At 70.2% G+C, this 16,207-nt stretch carries 17 protein-coding genes; 9 read left to right on the top strand and 8 right to left on the bottom strand.

Translation table 11 applies throughout. From position 1 onward, the window contains the following. Window positions 1-82: 82 nt before the first annotated feature. The 6 genes from ACWEOZ_RS07345 (at window position 83) to ACWEOZ_RS07320 (ending at window position 4,649) form a co-directional block, all read left to right on the top strand. Window positions 83-280, top strand: coding sequence for an acyl-CoA carboxylase subunit epsilon (locus tag ACWEOZ_RS07345; protein ID WP_451909866.1), 198 nt, complete (start codon window positions 83-85; stop codon window positions 278-280). A gap of 118 nt (window positions 281-398) precedes the next feature. Then, the gene (locus tag ACWEOZ_RS07340; RefSeq protein WP_451909865.1) at window positions 399-815 is read left to right on the top strand and encodes a hypothetical protein; all 417 of its coding nucleotides are present in this window, start codon (window positions 399-401) and stop codon (window positions 813-815) included. Next, a complete protein-coding gene (locus ACWEOZ_RS07335; RefSeq protein ID WP_451909864.1) occupies window positions 815-2,239 on the top strand; it encodes a hypothetical protein in 1,425 nt (474 codons plus the stop codon). Before ACWEOZ_RS07340 ends, ACWEOZ_RS07335 begins: the two co-directional genes overlap by 1 nt. Beyond that, a complete protein-coding gene (gene mycP, locus ACWEOZ_RS07330; protein WP_451909863.1) occupies window positions 2,236-3,348 on the top strand; it encodes a type VII secretion-associated serine protease mycosin in 1,113 nt (370 codons plus the stop codon). Before ACWEOZ_RS07335 ends, mycP begins: the two co-directional genes overlap by 4 nt. Before the next feature lie 27 nt (window positions 3,349-3,375). Further along, on the top strand, window positions 3,376-3,996 hold the full coding sequence (locus ACWEOZ_RS07325; RefSeq protein WP_451909862.1) for a Maf family protein: 621 nt from the start codon (window positions 3,376-3,378) through the stop codon (window positions 3,994-3,996). Continuing rightward, window positions 3,993-4,649 carry an O-methyltransferase gene (locus ACWEOZ_RS07320; RefSeq protein WP_451909861.1) on the top strand — a complete coding sequence of 219 codons (657 nt, stop codon included), beginning with the start codon at window positions 3,993-3,995 and terminating at the stop codon, window positions 4,647-4,649. The genes ACWEOZ_RS07325 and ACWEOZ_RS07320 overlap by 4 nt, the downstream gene beginning before the upstream one ends. Before the next feature lie 83 nt (window positions 4,650-4,732). Here the strand turns inward: ACWEOZ_RS07320 and ACWEOZ_RS07315 are convergent, their stop codons facing one another. The 3 genes from ACWEOZ_RS07315 to ACWEOZ_RS07305 form a co-directional block, all read right to left on the bottom strand. Continuing rightward, on the bottom strand, window positions 4,733-5,488 hold the full coding sequence (locus ACWEOZ_RS07315; RefSeq protein WP_451909860.1) for an ABC transporter permease: 756 nt from the start codon (window positions 5,486-5,488) through the stop codon (window positions 4,733-4,735). Between the two features lie 3 nt (window positions 5,489-5,491). Further along, complete coding sequence (locus ACWEOZ_RS07310) at window positions 5,492-6,442, bottom strand: ATP-binding cassette domain-containing protein (RefSeq protein WP_451909859.1); 951 nt, start codon at window positions 6,440-6,442, stop codon at window positions 5,492-5,494. A gap of 83 nt (window positions 6,443-6,525) precedes the next feature. Continuing rightward, window positions 6,526-7,095 (bottom strand): PadR family transcriptional regulator, encoded by a 570-nt coding sequence (locus tag ACWEOZ_RS07305; RefSeq protein WP_451909858.1) that lies wholly within the window; start codon window positions 7,093-7,095, stop codon window positions 6,526-6,528. A 66-nt stretch (window positions 7,096-7,161) separates the two neighbouring features. Between ACWEOZ_RS07305 and ACWEOZ_RS07300 the strand changes: the two genes are divergently transcribed. Then, window positions 7,162-8,901 carry an acetyl/propionyl/methylcrotonyl-CoA carboxylase subunit alpha gene (locus ACWEOZ_RS07300; protein WP_451909857.1) on the top strand — a complete coding sequence of 580 codons (1,740 nt, stop codon included), beginning with the start codon at window positions 7,162-7,164 and terminating at the stop codon, window positions 8,899-8,901. A 20-nt stretch (window positions 8,902-8,921) separates the two neighbouring features. Here ACWEOZ_RS07300 and ACWEOZ_RS07295 read toward each other — a convergent pair whose 3' ends face one another. Continuing rightward, window positions 8,922-9,503, bottom strand: coding sequence for a TetR/AcrR family transcriptional regulator (locus tag ACWEOZ_RS07295; protein WP_451909856.1), 582 nt, complete (start codon window positions 9,501-9,503; stop codon window positions 8,922-8,924). A 56-nt stretch (window positions 9,504-9,559) separates the two neighbouring features. Here ACWEOZ_RS07295 and ACWEOZ_RS07290 point away from each other — a divergent pair, with 56 nt between their 5' ends. Then, window positions 9,560-10,003 (top strand): DoxX family protein, encoded by a 444-nt coding sequence (locus ACWEOZ_RS07290; RefSeq protein WP_451909855.1) that lies wholly within the window; start codon window positions 9,560-9,562, stop codon window positions 10,001-10,003. 23 nt (window positions 10,004-10,026) lie between these two features. Here the strand turns inward: ACWEOZ_RS07290 and ACWEOZ_RS07285 are convergent, their stop codons facing one another. Genes ACWEOZ_RS07285 through ACWEOZ_RS07275 form a run of 3 tightly spaced genes read right to left on the bottom strand, consistent with a single transcriptional unit; the run spans window position 10,027 to window position 13,414 of the window. Then, a complete protein-coding gene (locus ACWEOZ_RS07285; protein ID WP_451909854.1) occupies window positions 10,027-10,899 on the bottom strand; it encodes a transglutaminase family protein in 873 nt (290 codons plus the stop codon). Continuing rightward, complete coding sequence (locus ACWEOZ_RS07280) at window positions 10,896-11,837, bottom strand: alpha-E domain-containing protein (protein WP_360545372.1); 942 nt, start codon at window positions 11,835-11,837, stop codon at window positions 10,896-10,898. Before ACWEOZ_RS07280 ends, ACWEOZ_RS07285 begins: the two co-directional genes overlap by 4 nt. Beyond that, window positions 11,831-13,414 (bottom strand): circularly permuted type 2 ATP-grasp protein, encoded by a 1,584-nt coding sequence (locus ACWEOZ_RS07275; protein WP_451909853.1) that lies wholly within the window; start codon window positions 13,412-13,414, stop codon window positions 11,831-11,833. Before ACWEOZ_RS07275 ends, ACWEOZ_RS07280 begins: the two co-directional genes overlap by 7 nt. Before the next feature lie 439 nt (window positions 13,415-13,853). On the opposite strand from ACWEOZ_RS07275, the gene ACWEOZ_RS07270 reads away from it, so the two are divergent. After that, window positions 13,854-14,621 (top strand): DedA family protein, encoded by a 768-nt coding sequence (locus ACWEOZ_RS07270; RefSeq protein ID WP_451909852.1) that lies wholly within the window; start codon window positions 13,854-13,856, stop codon window positions 14,619-14,621. A gap of 105 nt (window positions 14,622-14,726) precedes the next feature. Here the strand turns inward: ACWEOZ_RS07270 and ACWEOZ_RS07265 are convergent, their stop codons facing one another. Beyond that, window positions 14,727-16,127 (bottom strand): NAD(P)H-quinone dehydrogenase, encoded by a 1,401-nt coding sequence (locus ACWEOZ_RS07265; protein ID WP_451909851.1) that lies wholly within the window; start codon window positions 16,125-16,127, stop codon window positions 14,727-14,729. Window positions 16,128-16,207 lie beyond the last annotated feature (80 nt).

The following is a 16,207-nucleotide window of genomic DNA, read 5'->3' as shown; positions in this document are numbered from 1 at the left end:
CATGTCGAGCCGCAGCGAATCGATCAGCCGAGTGTGGGACACGTGTCACCGAGAACCTCCCGCAAGGCCTTAAGCTTGATCAATGGATGAGGAACCGCTGGTCAGCGTTGTGCGGGGCACACCGACCCCGGAAGAGCTGGCGGCGCTGGTGTGCGTGCTGGCCGGCCGAGCCGCGAGCGGCGATTCACGTTCACGCACGCCGAGCCTGACCGCGTGGACGAGAAGTGCCCGCCCGGCCGCGGTGCGGCCGTCCTGGCGATCCTCGGCGCAACCCCGCTGACATCGACGGGTCTCGGTATCGTTGCGACTGTCCATAGCCGTGGGTAGGGGCTGCAGCAACAAGCGGTGACAGACTACTCTCGCGGATGATTTCGCACTCTCGGGGGAGGGCTTGGACCATGATCGCAGACGACGGACCGCCGCCGCTGATCGGCAGTGAAAGCTCGATCGAGACGGACATCCGGGCGATGGAGGAGTTCGCGGCGACACTCGCGAACGAGGTTCAGACGGGATACGACCCGCAGCTGCAGAAGGTCATCCCGGCCATGCTGACTGTGCTGCCCAGGGCGAACTCGGACTTTCCCGAGCTGGAGAGCTTCCTGCACCTGCATCACGAGGTCCAGCAGCAGACCTTCTCCAACACCTTCAACTTCCGCGACGGCACCCACCACTTCGCGGTGGTCGCGCGTGACATCAGCAAGGAGTACGCCGACAGCGACGCCTTCGCCCAGGCGAAAGTCCGCGACGTCAACGAGGGCTTCGCAGCGGTGAGCGACCCGCAGCGGAGCGAGAACGAAACAGGGGAGAACCGCTGATGCTGATCGCTGACGGGGGCGGCGGCTATGGCGGCACCCACTGGTCTTCCAAGGAAGTGCCGGCCATGTGGGCGGCCATCGCCAATCAGGACACCGAACTGCACTACCAAGTGGTCGGCGGCTGGAGCAAGACGGCCGACCTGACCCTTGCGCATCTCGGTCAGGTCCGGGTCTACCGCGACAATCTGGCGAGCGTGTGGCCGCCGTCGAAGAGCCCGGCCGCGGCGGCGTACATCGCCCGGCTCGACAAGCTGATGGCCGACCTCCAGGCGACTCACGACGCGGCTTCGGCGAACTACACGGCTTTCTCGACGGTGACGCTGACGCTGAACCTGGCCCGGCGAAAGATCGAGGCGCTGTACGACAAGTACGAGAGCAACGCCAAGCAGAACTTCGTGTGGCAGCAGAAGCAGGAGGCCGCGGCGGCGTCTTCGACGCCTACGCCGATCCCGTCGCCGTCTCCGGGTCCGTCACCGACGGCCAAGACGCCGCCGGTGTCCGCGGCGCAGCAGGAAGAGCTGAATCGGCAGGCTCGGGTCATCATGTACGACCTGAGTAGCACGTTGTTGAGCGGACAGGCGGCCCTGCAGAAGCCGAAGCTCTATCGTCCTGGCCAAGACGGATTCGGGAAAGACGATAACGGCCAACGGATGGATGGAGGCGGAGGCGGCTTCGCCACTCCACCGATCATTCCTCCGCCCGGCGGAGGTGGCGGCGGGGCCTCCGGAGGATCAGTCATCCCGAATACGTCCTCCCATGTCACCCCGGTATCGCCGACAACGCACACCCCGGTGGGCAGTGGCCCTGTCACCGGTGGCGTTGGCACCGGCCCAGTTCTCGGCGGAGTCGGTAATACGCCAGTCATCACGCCGCCCAATCCGGGCCTTCAACCACCGGTTCCGACGCCCCCTACTCCCGGGCCTGGCCCAGTTCCAGGGCTCATCGGAACCCCCGGTGCGGGTGGCGTCCTCCCGACCAGCGGGCCGCTGCCGAACGGCACGGGGACGCCACGATCGGGCCTCGTCAAGCCGGGAATGCCTGCCGGCGCCGGCCGCATGACGATGCCCTCGGGAGGCGTTATCGGCGCCAACCCGGGCAGCGGCATGATCGGGCAGATGCCGACCGGCGCCCAGGGCGGTCGGTCACCCGGCGCGGCCCGGGTGAATCCCGTCGGTGGCGTCATCGGCCAGCAGGGCGGCGCCTCGCCCGGCCGAGGTGGCACGTCAGCCCACGGCATGCCCATGCAGAACGGGTCAATGACGGGTAACCAGGGACGCCCGCGGGGTCGACGCCAGGAAGGCGAGCAGCATCGCTGGGATCCGGACAACCCGTGGTCGACCGACGAAGGTGTCGATCCGGTCGTCCGCCCACCGGACGATTTCGGCCCTATTGATCCTGGTCCCGCTATCGGTTATCCGAGATGAGACGACAACTAATCGCCTTGTTCACGGCGGCGCTGGCGGGAGCCGGCGCCGCCGCTTATGGATCCCCCGCATTCGCGGACGTTCGGGACAACCAATGGCATCTCAGCTATCTGCATATAGACCAGGCGCATCGCATCAGTACCGGAAAAGGCGTCACTGTCGCCGTTATCGACTCGGGTGTGGCAAAGCACCCCGACCTCACCGGCGTTGTAAGTGGCACGGACATGCTCAAGCCCGGGGGTGACGGGCGGGCGGACGCGACAGGACACGGCACCAGCATGGCCGGCCTTATTGCCGCCCATGGCAACAGCCGTCAGCGCGCGCTGGGCATCGCTCCCGACGCAAAGATCCTGCCGATACGCGTGCTCGGCAAGGGCAAGACGATCATCAGCCTCGGCCCCGCTATCCGGTATGCAATTTCGCACGGCGCCAAGGTCATCAACCTGTCCCTTGGTGGGCAACTCGACCCGGACGACCTTGCAGGCGTCAAGGAAGCAGAGGAAGCCGACGTAGTGGTCGTAGCGTCGGCTGGCAATAAACCCGACGCCGTTTCCATTTCAGCGCCAGCCTTTCTTGAAAGCGTGGTCGCTGTAGGTGCGGTGGACCGTAACGGTAAGCAGGCGAAGATTTCGGTCTCGGGAAGTGCGCTCGACGTCGTCGCGCCTGGGGAAGACATCACGAGCACCAATCGGGAAGGCGGCTACAGCGTCCGCCAAGAAGGCACCTCCCATGCCGCGGCAATTGTTTCTGGGGCGGCCGCTCTAATCCGTAGCAAGTACCCCAGCATGAGCGCCGCTGAGGTTGTTGAGCGGCTTGAGTCCACCGCTGTCGACAAGGGTCCGCCCGGGGTTGACCCCGACTACGGGCACGGCATCATCGACATCGTCGCCGCGCTCAACGGGTCCGCCTCCACCCCGCCGTCGTCCGCCGCCGCGCCGGCCCCCGCCACGACCACCGCCCCGCCGGCTCCGACCCCCGCGCCGCGGGCGGAAGCCGAGCCGGCCAGCAGCAAGACCCCGCTCATCATCAGCGGCGTCGCCGTCCTCATCGTCCTCGGCGGACTCGCTGCCTTCCTTCTGGCGCGCCGTCGCTCCCACCCGCGCTCCTGATCATCCGGGCTTGTAGCGTTGACTCCCGTGCAGACCGACATCGCCCCTCGCTTGGTGCTTGCTTCCGCCAGCCCGGCCCGGCGCGCGCTGCTCGCCGCCGCCGGGATTGACGCGACGGTCCAGGTCAGTGGCGTCGATGAGTCCGTGGTGGAGGCTGACAACGCCGCGGATCTCTGTCTTGCGCTCGCCCGGATGAAGGCGCGGGCCGTCGCCGCCACGCTGCCCGCCGATCCTGACGTTCTGGTGCTCGGCTGTGATTCCGTGCTGGCCTTCGACGGGGAGATCCTCGGGAAGCCGCACAGTCCGGCCGAGGCCACCCGGCGCTGGCGGGCGATGCGGGGACGCTCCGGGGTGCTGCACACCGGGCATCACCTCACCGACCTGGTCAGCGGCAAGCAGGCCGAAGAGGTCGGGGCCACCGTGGTGCATTTCGCCGATATCACCGATGATGAGATCTTGGCCTACGTCGCCTCGGGCGAGCCTCTGCATGTTGCCGGGGCGTTCACCCTGGACGGCAAGGGCGGCGCGTTCGTCGAGCGGATCGAGGGGGATGCCGGCAATGTCATCGGGTTGTCGCTGCCGCTGCTCCGGCGGTTGCTCATGAGCTTCGGGCTCACCGTTCCCCAGCTGTGGAGGGCGCAGCCGTGAGTTTCAAGGAACTTCCGCTCACCCCTGAGCTGCACGACTACGTGCTCAGTCACAGCACGCCGGCCGACGAGGTCACCGCCGACCTCATCGCCGAGACGCGGGCCGTGGTGTCCGGGCATGCCAGCATGCAGGTCGCGCCGGAGCAGGCCGCGTTTCTGCGGTTGCTGACCTCGCTCCTCGGCGTACGGCATGCGGTTGAGGTCGGCACCTTCACCGGGTTGTCCGCGCTGTCCATCGCGCAGGGTCTCGCCGAAGGCGGGCAGCTGGTCTGTTTCGACATCTCCGAGCAGTTCACCCGGCTGGCGCACCGCTACTGGGAGCGGGCCGGGGTCGACGACCGGATCGATCTGCGGATCGGGCGGGCCGCTGAGCGGCTCAAGGAGTTGCCCGAGGAGCCTTACCTCGACCTGGTCTTCATCGACGCCGACAAGGGCGGCTACGTCACGTACTGGAACGAGCTGGTCCCGCGGGTGCGGCCCGGCGGCGTCATCCTGGTCGACAACACACTGTGGTCGGGCCGGGTCGTCGACCCGCGCAGTGAGTCCGACCGGTTCATCACCGGTTTCAACGACGTGGCCCGCAAAGACCCGCGCGTCGAGCTGGTCATCCTCCCGATCGCCGACGGCCTGACCATCGCCCGCCGGCTCCCCTGAGGAAGCCGGCGAATCGACAAAGGCCCCGGCAAGCCCGCGGATCGAGAAGGCCCCGGCAAGCCGGCGGATCGACAAGGACCGGGTCAGCGCACGCTGCGCGCGAACAGCCGAGCCGCCCAGGTCAAGGCCAGTGCGGCCAGCACGGCCATGATCAGCAGTCCCTGCCAGACGGCCGGAGCGCCCAGGTCGCCCAGGAACAACGCCCGCACCCCGTTGACCGCCCACGAGAACGGGTTCCAGTCCGCGACCGCCTGCAGCCAGCCCGGGGCGAAGGTCAACGGCAGCAGGATCCCGGACAACAGCAGTACGGGCTGAGCCACCGTGTTCATCACCGGCGCCAGCACGTCCTCGCTCTTGACCGCCAGCGCCACCCCATAGGACACCGCCGAGGTCATCAGCGAGATCAGGGCCAGCATCAGGTACGCCAGCAGCAGGTTGCCGATGAACACCCGCAGGTCGAAGGCGAGCGCCAGCAGCGTGATGATCACCGCCTGGGCCAGCAGGGACACGGTGTCGCGCAGTGACCGTCCCAGCAGCAGGGCGAACCGGCTGACCGGGGTGACCCGGGAACGCTCGATCACCCCCGCGCGCAGCTCGGCGATCAGGCCGAAGCCCTGGAACAGACCGCCGAAGATGGCCAGCAGGACCAGCAGGCCGGGCACGAAGATCTCGTACGCCTCGGCGTTGGTCCGCACTCCCAGCGCCGGCTTCAGCAGCGGCGCGAACAGCAGCAGATACATCACCGGCTGGAAGATGCCGACGACGATCCAGATCGGGTTGCGCAGCAGCAACAGCATCTGCCGCTGGAAGATCAGTGAGGTGTCGCGTACCAGTTTCACAGCTCAGCTCTCCCGCAGCGATCGGCCGGTCTTGGTCAGGAACACGTCGTCGAGGCTGGGCCGGTGCAGCTCGATCGTGCCCAGCGGCACGGACGCGCCGTCCAGCGCCCGCAGGATCAGCGGGATCGCGGTCGCGCCCTCGTCGACGTAGAGCCGGACGCTGTCCTCGTGGGTCTCCAGCTTGTTGACGAAGTCGGCCGAGCCCAGCACTTCGGCCGCCCGCGCCGGTGACGCCACCCCGACCCGGACCACGTCGCCGGAGATCTCCCGCTTGAGCGCCGCCGGGGTGCCCGAGGCGACGATCTCGCCGTTGTCCATGATCGAGATGCGGTCGCAGAGCGCGTCCGCCTCGTCCAGGTAGTGCGTGGTGATGAAGACGGTCATGCCCTCGGCGCGCAGCCGGCGGATCTCGTCCCACATGTGGGCGCGGCTCTGCGGGTCGAGGCCGGTGGTCGGCTCGTCGAGGAAGACCACCTTCGGCTCGTGGATGATGCCGAGCGCGATGTCGACCCGGCGGCGCTGGCCCCCGGAGTAGGTCTTGCACTTGCGGTCGGCGTACTCGCTGAGCTGGAAACCCTCCAGCACGCGGGCGGCCCGGTCGGTGGCGACGGACTTCGAGATGCCGTAGAGGCGGGCCTGCAGGACCAGCTCCTCCCGGGCGGTGGAGTCGTCCCAGGTGCTGCCGCCCTGGGCCACGTACCCGATGCGGCGCCGGACCTCGCCCGGGTCCTTGCGCAGGTCGGCGCCCGCGATGGTGGCCTCGCCGCCGTCGGGCTGGATGAGCGTGGCGAGCATGCGCAGCGTCGTGGTCTTGCCGGCCCCGTTCGGGCCGAGGAAGCCGAAGATCTCGCCCTCGTCGACGGTCAGGTCGACGCCCCGAACAGCGTCGACGGTCTTTTTCTCGCGGCCCTGACGGGACACGAAGGACTTCCGTAGCCCCCGCGTTTCGATCATGGTGACCCCCAGTCGTGGGCAGACGGACGCCCGCCCCGGTCGTGAGGCAGCGTAGGACCGGTCGCCGCGCTAGTCAAACTTGATTATTCAGTGATCATCCCGGCCGGGAAGTACGGCTCGTTCTTCTCGATCCGGGCCGCGGTGCGCTCACACCAGCGGATCTCCGCCTCGGCGCGATCGATCGACAGCTCCCACATCCAGCTGACGTGGACCGGCTTGTTGTCGGCCCAGTCGGCGCTGATCAGAGACTGGAGCTGCGTGATGCCGGCGCTGAGCTGGACTGCCCGGTTGCGCAGGGCAGCGGCGGCCTCGGTGCGCGGGAGGGCGGGCAGGAACGAGAACGCGGCCATGAACGGATCCGCCGGCGTGGCGAGCGACCACCAGTTGCCGCGCAGCAGCGACTGGAACTCGGCGATGCCTTTCTCGGTGATCTCGTACGTCGTGCGGGCCGGACGCGCCCCGACCTGCTCGGTCGCCACCTCGCGCAGCAGCTCCTCCTCGGCCAGCTTGCGCAGGGCGTGGTAGATCGAGCCGGGCTGGACGTTGGCCCACTTGTCGGCACTCCAGCTCAACAGCTCACGGCGTACGTCGTAGCCGTGCACGGGCTGCATCCACTGGACCAGACCGAGGATCATCATGCGGGTCGCCGACATATCTCACAGGTTAATAGCCAAACTTGACTGAGCGGCCCGCCGGTCCCGGACGATAGGCTCAGCCCCGTGCGCAAGGTACTGATCGCCAATCGCGGCGAGATCGCCGTCCGTGTCATCCGGGCCTGCCAGGACGCGGGCCTGACCAGCGTCGCCGTCTATGCGGACGCCGATCGCGACGCGCTGCCCGCGCGACTCGCCGACGAGGCGTACGCGCTGGAGGGCGAGACCGCGGCCGAGACCTATCTGCGCATCGACAAGCTGCTCGACGTCGCCGCCCGCAGTGGCGCCGACGCCGTCCACCCCGGCTACGGCTTCCTGTCGGAGAACGCCGACTTCGCTCAGGCCGTACAGGATGCGGGTCTGACCTGGATCGGCCCCACGCCGCAGGCGATCCGCGACCTGGGCGACAAGGTCACCGCCCGGCACATCGCGCAGCGGGCCGGCGCGCCGCTGGTGCCGGGCACGCCCGAGCCGGTCAAGCACGCCGACGAGATCATCGACTTCGCCCGCGAGCACGGCCTGCCGGTCGCCATCAAGGCGGCGTTCGGTGGCGGCGGCCGCGGTCTCAAGGTCGCCCGCACCGCCGAGGAGATCCCGGCGCTGTTCGAGTCGGCGACGCGCGAGGCGGTCGCCGCGTTCGGCCGCGGCGAGTGCTTCGTGGAGCGTTACCTGGACCGCCCCCGGCACGTCGAGGCGCAGGTCCTGGCCGACACCCACGGCAATGTGATCGTGGTCGGCACCCGCGACTGCTCCCTGCAGCGCCGCCACCAGAAGCTCGTCGAGGAGGCCCCGGCGCCGTTCCTCAGCGACGACCAGCGCGCGCGCATCCACACCAGCGCCAAGGCGATCTGCCGCGAGGCCGGCTATCACGGCGCCGGCACCGTCGAATACCTCGTCGGCCAGGACGGCACCATCTCGTTCCTCGAGGTCAACACCCGGCTGCAGGTCGAGCACCCGGTCAGCGAGGAGACCACCGGCCTCGACCTGGTGCGCGAGCAGTTCCGCATCGCCGACGGCGAGCGGCTGCCGTTCACCGAGGACCCGGTCCCGCGCGGGCACGCGATCGAGTTCCGGATCAACGGCGAGGACGCCGGCCGCAACTTCCTGCCGGCCCCGGGCCAGGTCACGAGCCTGACCTGGCCGTCCGGCCCGGGCGTGCGGGTGGACGCGGGCGTCGAGGCCGGCAACGTGATCGGCGGCAACTTCGACTCCCTGCTGGCGAAGATCATCGTGACCGGCGCCGACCGCACCGAGGCCCTGCAGCGCGCCCGCCGCGTGCTCGACGAGACGGTCATCGAGGGCATGGCCACGGTGCTGCCGTTCCACCGCCTGGTCGTGCGCGACCCGGCGTTCGTGGACTTCACCGTGCACACCAACTGGATCGAGACCGAATGGGCGGGCGGCGTCCCCGCCTTCACCCCGGTCCCGGTGCCCGACCAGGATCAAGAGCGCGAAACTGTCGTGGTCGAGGTCGGCGGCAAGCGCCTGGAAGTGCGCCTCCCGGCCAACCTTTCCGGTACGCGCACAGTCACCCCAGCCCGCCCCCATGCTCGCCGCTCGGGGTCCGGAGCCCAGGCCACAGGAGCAGGCGGCGCCGCCGCGCTGGCCGCCCCGATGCAGGGCACGATCGTGAAGGTCGCAGCCCAGAACGGCGACACCGTCGCGGAGGGCGACGTGATCGTGGTCGTCGAGGCGATGAAGATGGAGCAGCCCTTGCAGGCTCATCGGGCCGGCACGGTCTCAGGCCTTTCGGTCGAGGTCGGCGCCACCGTGACAGCCGGCACGACGATCTGCGAGATCGCCTGACCGGCCACCTCCTCGTCGGCTCAGCCGGCGGGGGGCAGGTGCCGGAGCACGGCCCGGGCTGCTTCGTCCGGCAGGTCCGGCATGTCGGGCAGGGCGCCGCTGAGCCACAGCGTCGCGAAGCCGTGCGCGAGCGACCACGCCGCCAGCCCCGTCTCCCGCACCTCCGCGCCGGCCTGACCGTCCGGCAGGTCAGCGACCCCTGAGTAGAGCGCGGCGCTCGACCGGGCCCGCGCGGCCAGCAACGCCGGGTCATCCGCGTGGTAGAGATCCGGTCGCCACATCACCTCGAAGTGCGCTCGATGCGTTGTCGCGAACCGCACGTAGGTCACCCCGAGCTCGAGGAAGCTGCCCGTCGCCGCCCGGGTCTCCCGCAGCGCCGCCGCGAGCAGGTCGAAGCCCTCGGCCGCCAGCGCTGTGAGCAGCCCTCGCTTGTCGCCGAAGTGGTGAGCCGGCGCGGCGTGCGAGACGCCGGCCCGCCGGGCGAGGTCGCGCAGGCTCAGCGCCGCCGGGCCTTCCTCGGCGATCGATGCAGCGGCCGCGGCCAGCAGAGCACGCCGCAGATCCCCATGGTGGTAGCTCATGTCACCAGCATAACTTTCCATTGACAAGATACGAGCGACCGAGGAATCTAGGCAGTGACAAGTTTGGAGGACATGAGATGGCAACTCTGTTCACTCTGTTCGCCGGCACGCTGCTGGCCCGCCTGCTCGGCCTGCTCGGCGTGGAGGCGCTCGACGGCTGGCTGCCCGCGCTGCGGGTGGGGCTGGCCCTGATGTTCCTGCTGACCGGCCTGGCGCACTTCGGTCTCGGCCGGCGCGCGAGCTTGGTTGCCATGGTCCCGCCGCGCCTGCCCCGGCCGGAGCTGCTGGTCACGGTCACCGGAGTCCTGGAGCTGGCCGGGGCCGCGGGGCTGCTGCTGCCGGCGACCTGTCGCCTAGCGGCCGGATGCCTGGCGCTGCTGATGCTGGCGATGTTCCCGGCCAATGTGTACGCGGCCCGGCACCACGTCGAGCTGGCCGGCAAGCCCGCCACCCCGCTGCCGCTGCGCACCGCCCTGCAGGCGGTCTTCGTAGCCGCAGCGCTCACCGCGGCGCTGGCCTGAGCCCCGGCCCGGGTCAGGCGGGATCAGCGGAGCCGGGTTATCGTCACCTCGACGGCCTGACCCGTGCTGGCCGGCCCCGCGTACACGCCCTTGAGCGGCGGCACATCGCCGTACTCCCGGCCGCGGCCGACCACGACGTGGCGCTCCCCCACCGGCACGCCGTTGGTCGGGTCGAAGGCCGTCCACCGGCCCACCCACCACTCCACCCACGCATGACTCTGGCCGACCACACTGTCCCCGATCGCCGCCGACGGTTTCGGGTGCAGATAGCCGGAGACGTAGCGGGCCGGCAGCCCCATCTCGCGCAGCAGCCCTACGGTCAGGTGGCTGATGTCCTGGCAGACGCCTTTGCGCTGCTCCCACGCGTGCAGTGCGTCGCTCTGCACGCCCGTGGCCCCGGGCTGGTAGGTCACCTCGCCGCGCACGAACTCGCAGACCGCCAGCGCAGCAGCATGGGGTGTCGCGTGCGCGGCGCGGATGTCGGCCGCGATCCCGGTCAGTTCGTCGTTCAGGCCGGTGCGCTTGGTGCCCAGCAGCAGCTCGTACCAGCGGTCGACGTTCTCCGGGACCGCCAGTTCGTCCCAGGCCGCGCCTTCGCCCTGCTCGATCAGGTCGCCCGGCGGCAGGGTCTCCACCGTGGACGTCGCCGTGACGGTCAGCGCCTCGTGCTTGGCGTGCACGTCGAAGGCCGTGACCACCGTGCCCCAGTAGTCCTCGTAGCGGTACGTGCGCGCCGGCGGCCACACCTCGACCCGGGCGTCCAGCACCGCCTGGTGGGTCTCGTTGCGCGGCCACATCCGGGCCTCGTTGTAGGACGACGACACCGGCCCGGCGTAGTCGAACCCGCTGCGGTGCTGGATCTTCAGCCGCCAGCTGTCCACCAAGGGGACACTCATGCGACCACCGCTCCCCGGACCCAGTTGACCGCGGTCGTCTGCCGGAAGTAGCGCCGCGAGACGGCCTCGTTGACCTGCGAACATGTCTTCTCCAGGCTGGCCAGCACCGGCCCGAGGTCGTCGATCAGCTCATCCGCGCCGCGGAACTCCAGGTTGGTGCGGGCCCGCCCGACGATCCGCTGGGCGTCCGTCGCCACGCCGGCCCGGCCGGGGTCCGGCTCGAGGTCGGCCAGGCAGCCCTCGGCGGTGGAGAGGGCGGCGAAGACCGAGCGCGGGAAGAGCCGGTCGAGCAGCAGGAACTCCGCCGCGTGGCGGTCGTCCAGCGATCCCCGGTACGTCCGCAGAAACGTCTCCCAGGCCCCGCTCGACCGCAGCAGCGTCAGCCAGGACGGAATGCTTCCGCCGGCCCGCTCGTGCGTGCGCAGCAGCCGCGCGGTCATGTCCACCCGTTCCACGCTGCGGCCCAGCACCAGGAACAGCCAGCCCTCGTCGCGGCTCATGGTGGCGTCGGTCAGTCCGGTCATCACCGCACAGCGCTCCCGCACCCAGCGGAAGAACGAGTGCACCCCCTGCTGCTCCACCCGGCGGCGCGCGTTGGGCAGGCCGTGCCAGGTCGAGTTGAGGCATTCCCACATCTCCGAGGAGACCGTCTCGCGGGCGCCCCGGGCGTTCTCCCGGGCCGCGGCCAGCGCGCCGACCACCGAGCTGGGGCTGCGCTCGTCCAGGCCGAGCAGGCCGACCACCCGGGCCGCGGTGAACGGCTCGTCCTCCATCGGCATGCCCATCACCGCGAGCAACGACCGGCAGGCCTGGTCCTCACTGGTCCACGGGTCGGCCAGGATGCGCTGCAGGTGCACGTCCAGGATCCGGGCGGTGTCCTCGGCGCGCTCGACGTAGCGACCGATCCAGTAGAGCGACTCGGCGATCCGGCTCAGCATCGCGACCCTCCCTGCTGCTGTTGCTGCTGTTGCTGCTGCTGGGAGTCAGCGGCGCCGGCGCCCGGGCCGGGCTCCGGGCTGGACGCCGAGGGCAGCGGCGCCGGGTCGGCCGACAGGTGCGGCACCTCGAACGGTGAGGTGTCGTCGGCGTCGGCGAGCACCCATGTGTCCTTCGACCCGCCGCCCTGGCTGGAGTTGACCACCAGGGCGCCCTCGGGCAGGGCCACCCGGGTCAGGCCGCCGGGCAGCACCCAGATCTTGTCGCCGTCGTTGACCGCGAACGGCCGCAGGTCGACGTGCCGGCCGCGCAGCCGGTTGCCGATCAGCGTCGGCACCATCGACAGCTTCACCTCGCGCTGGGCGATCCAGCCCCGCGGATCGGCGACGATCTTCGCGGTGACCTCGGCCAGCTCCGCCGCCGAGGCCTGCGAGCCGATCACGATGCCCGCGCCGCCGGCCCCGTCGACCGGCTTGAGGACCAGCTCACCGACGCGCGGCAGGACCTCCTCCAGCACCCCGGGCTCGTCCAGCCGGTACGTGTCCACGTTGGGCAGCAACGGCTCCTCGTCCAGGTAGTAGCGGATCAGGTCGGGCACGTACGTGTAGAGCAGTTTGTCGTCGGCGACGCCGTTGCCGACCGCGTTGGCGATGGTGACCCGCCCGGCCCGGGCCGCGTTGAGCAGGCCGGCCACGCCGATCACCGAGTCGGCCCGGAAATGCACCGGGTCGAGGAAGTCGTCGTCGATCCGCCGGTAGATGACGTCGACGCGCTGCTCACCCGCGGTGGTCCGCATCGCCACGTCGTTGCCGACGCACACCAGGTCGCGGCCCTCGACGAGCTCGACGCCCATCTCCCGGGCGATCAGGGCGTGCTCGAAGTAGGCGGAGTTGTAGACGCCCGGGCTGAGCACCACCACCGTGGGATCGGTGACGCCGACCGGGGCCGCGGCGCGCAGGGCCCGCAGCAGCATGCTCGGGTACGACTCCACCGGCAGGATCCGGGTGGCGGCGAACACCTCGGGCAGCACCTGGGCCATCGCCCGGCGGTTCTCCATCACGTAGCTGACCCCGGACGGGATCCGTACGTTGTCCTCCAGCACCCGGAAGGCGCCCTGCTCGTCGCGGATCAGGTCGACCCCGGCGACGTGGATCCGTACGCCGTTGGGCGGGTTGATCCCGGCCGCCGCCCGCAGGAAGTGCGCGCTGGTGGCGATGATCCGCCGCGGCACCACGCCGTCCGCGAGCACCTGGCCGGCGCCGTACACGTCGGCGAGGAACGCCTCGAGCGCGCGGATCCGCTGCGCGACGCCCAACTCGACCGTGCGCCACTCGGCGGCCGCGATGATCCGCGGGACGATGTCGAGGGGAAAGGGTCGTTCGACGCCCTTGAGCGCGAACGTGATGCCCTGGTCCAGGAAGGCCCGGGCCAGCACCTCGGCACGAACGCCCAGCTCAGCGCTCGACAGCGGCTGCAGCGTGGCGTGCAGGGCCTCGTAGGTCTCGCGAGGCATGCCGATCTCGCCGAACATCTCGTCCCAGCCGGGGCCGAGGCGGTACTCCTCGAAAAGATCCGCCATGGCCTGACCCTACGGGCGACTCGTTGCGCGCGGGTAACAGTGGTCACGGCCACTTCACCTGCGGCCGGCCGAGACATGCAGGGGACATGTGGGCGGGCCGCCGGTACGGGACCTACCGACGGCCCTGGCGCAACGAGCCCGGCAAGCAGCCGGGCCGGCGCCGCTCGCCCGAGACACCGAGAACGGGGGACCCGGCGTGTCGGGGACTGCACCCAGGCTACGCGTGCCCGGCCCGTACCAGAAGCGGCTAACCGTACCTAGATCGCCAGAGATTGGCAGAAATGCCTCGCGTCACGGGCCACACCAGCAACGTCCAGCCCGTACCGTGGCGGGCATCACCCTTAGCCGGGCCTGATCAGGGAGCATCCTGTACTCAGCTCATTCTCAGGGGCGCCCACGGAGAATGCCGTGAGCCCTGGAGCCGCGAGGTGGCCGACCGATGACCGATTTGTTGACCGTGATGGCAACACCGGCATGGGCGTACCTTGCGCTTTTCGGATTCCTGGCCGTCGATGCGATGGTGCCGGTGGTGCCGATCCAGGCCATCATGATCACGTCCGGCGCGCTCACCGTGTACGGCAACCTGAGCCTCCCCCTGGTCATCGCGGTCGGCGCCCTGGGCATGTTCACCGGCGACTCGATCGCGTTCGTGCTGGGTCGCACCGCCGGGCACGTCGGCGGTCACTGGCTCAGCGGACGACTGAGCGCCCTGCGGCAACGCTTCGCGCCCCGAAACGAGCAGGTGGACAAGCCGGAGTCGAAGACCCGCCGGGCCGCCGAGCGGTTCACCCGCGGTCTGCGCAAGCCCGGCCCGCTGGTGCTGCTGCTCTGCCGTTTCGTCCCCGGCGGCCGGATGGCGGCGGGTTACCACGCCGGCCGCAGCGGCTATCCGATCAAGCTCTTCGTGATCTACGACGGCGGGGCGGCGCTGTGCTGGGCCACCTACGGCGGCCTGGTCGGGCACGTGGGCGGCACCGCGATCACCCAGTCCGCCTGGCGGCTGTTCGCGATCGCGGCCTGCGCGGCGCTGATCTTCGGCACGGCCGGGTGGATCCTGGCCCTCTTCGGCGGCCGCAAGGACAACGCCGAGGAGATCGACGAGGACGAGGCAGCCGACGAGGACGCGCCGGCGCCGAATCCGGACGGCGAGCGGTCCGGCACCGGAGACGCGTCACCGCCGGACCGCCCGGTCCGCCTGCGGCGCTGACCGCCCCCGGTCGCCGAGACCAGCCCGGCCAGCCCAGCGGCCGGAACGCCCCGACCTGGACGCCCCGACCGGAACGCCCCGACCTGGACGCCCCGACCGGAGCGCCTACTGCAGCTCGTGCAGCATCAGCTGGCGGGCCGCCTCGGCGATCGACCCGGACAGCGACGGGTAGATCGTGATCGTGTGGGCCAGCTGGTCCACCGTCAGGTTGTTCTCGATCGCCATCGTGATCGGCAGGATCAGCTCGCTGGCCTTGGGCGCCACCACCACGCCGCCGACGATCTGGCCGGTTGCCGGGCGGCAGAAGAGCTTCACGAAGCCGTCCTTGAGGCCGGCCATCTTGGCCCGGGCGTTGCCGGTCAGCGGGAGCATCACCTGGCGGGCGGGCACCTTGCCGGCGTCGACGTCGTTCTGTGAGACGCCGACCGTGGCCAGCTCGGGGTCGGTGAAGACGTTGGCCGAGACCGTCCGCAGGCGCAGCGGCGCCACGGCCTCGCCCATGGCGTGCCAGACCGCGATCCGGCCCTGCATGGCGGCCACGCTGGCCAGGGGCAGCACGCCGGTGCAGTCGCCGGCCGCGTAGATGCCGGGGACGTTGGTGCGCGACACCCGGTCGACGGTCACGTAGCCGCCGTTGGCCACGTCCACGCCGTACTCGCGCAGGCCCAGGTCGGCGGTGTTGGGCACGGCGCCGACGGCCATCAGGGCGTGCGAGCCCTCGACCGTACGGCCGTCGGAGAGCGTGACCAGCACCCCGTCGCCGGTGTTGACCACCGAGTCGGCGCGGGACTGGTTGAGGATGGTCATGCCGCGCTCGCGGAAGACCCGTTCGATGGCCATGGCGGCGTCGGCGTCCTCGTGCGGCATCACCCGCTCGCGGCTGGAGACCAGGGTGACCTGCACGCCCATGGCCAGGTAGGCGCTGGCGAACTCGGCCCCGGTGACACCCGAGCCGATCACCACCAGGTGGCTGGGCAGCTCGTCGAGGTCGTAGACCTGGCGCCAGTCGAGGATGCGCTCGCCGTCGGGCACCGCGCTGGGCAGCACCCGTGGGGTGGAGCCGGTCGCGATCAGCACCGTCGTGGCGTCGACCGCGTACTCCGTGCCGCCGGCGGGGGTGATCAGGACCTGGTGGGTGTGACCCAGCGTGTCCTCGCCCATCCGGGCGCGGCCGGTCACCACGTCCACGCCCGCCTTGATCAGCTTGGCCTGGATGTCGCCGGACTGGGCCAGCGCGAGCCGCTTCACCCGGTCGTTGACCGCCTTGGCGTCGACCGTGACACCCTCCAGGCCGGCCGAGCGGATGCCGAAGCGCTCGTTGTGCCGGTATCCGGTCACCACCTCCGAGCTGGCGATGAAGGTCTTCGACGGCACGCAGTCGGAGAGCACGCAAGCGCCGCCGGCCCCGTCGGCCTCGACGAGGGTGACTTCCGCGTCGAGTTGTGCGGCGACGAGCGCCGCCTCGTACCCGCCCGGCCCACCGCCGATGATCACGATCCGGCTCACGATAGTCCGACCTCCATTGCAGTGTTTTGTCGCTTTCGTGCCGCAGATGTGCCGACACGCACACCTCGTATTCTCCACCA

Source organism: Actinoplanes sp. NPDC004185 (assembly GCF_053603475.1).
Note: the sequence above shows the minus strand (reverse complement) of the source record. Positions and strands in the feature narration are given on the sequence as shown.

Coding starts and splice junctions, on each gene's coding strand:
- ACWEOZ_RS07345 (WP_451909866.1), top strand. CDS start 83: ATGGATGAGGAACCGCTGGTCAGCGTTGTGCGGGGCACACCGACCCCG.
- ACWEOZ_RS07340 (WP_451909865.1), top strand. CDS start 399: ATGATCGCAGACGACGGACCGCCGCCGCTGATCGGCAGTGAAAGCTCG.
- ACWEOZ_RS07335 (WP_451909864.1), top strand. CDS start 815: ATGCTGATCGCTGACGGGGGCGGCGGCTATGGCGGCACCCACTGGTCT.
- mycP (WP_451909863.1), top strand. CDS start 2,236: ATGAGACGACAACTAATCGCCTTGTTCACGGCGGCGCTGGCGGGAGCC.
- ACWEOZ_RS07310 (WP_451909859.1), bottom strand. CDS start 6,442: ATGATCGAAACGCGGGGGCTACGGAAGTCCTTCGTGTCCCGTCAGGGC.
- ACWEOZ_RS07305 (WP_451909858.1), bottom strand. CDS start 7,095: ATGTCGGCGACCCGCATGATGATCCTCGGTCTGGTCCAGTGGATGCAG.
- ACWEOZ_RS07295 (WP_451909856.1), bottom strand. CDS start 9,503: ATGGAAAGTTATGCTGGTGACATGAGCTACCACCATGGGGATCTGCGG.
- ACWEOZ_RS07290 (WP_451909855.1), top strand. CDS start 9,560: ATGGCAACTCTGTTCACTCTGTTCGCCGGCACGCTGCTGGCCCGCCTG.
- ACWEOZ_RS07285 (WP_451909854.1), bottom strand. CDS start 10,899: ATGAGTGTCCCCTTGGTGGACAGCTGGCGGCTGAAGATCCAGCACCGC.
- ACWEOZ_RS07280 (WP_360545372.1), bottom strand. CDS start 11,837: ATGCTGAGCCGGATCGCCGAGTCGCTCTACTGGATCGGTCGCTACGTC.
- ACWEOZ_RS07275 (WP_451909853.1), bottom strand. CDS start 13,414: ATGGCGGATCTTTTCGAGGAGTACCGCCTCGGCCCCGGCTGGGACGAG.
- ACWEOZ_RS07270 (WP_451909852.1), top strand. CDS start 13,854: ATGACCGATTTGTTGACCGTGATGGCAACACCGGCATGGGCGTACCTT.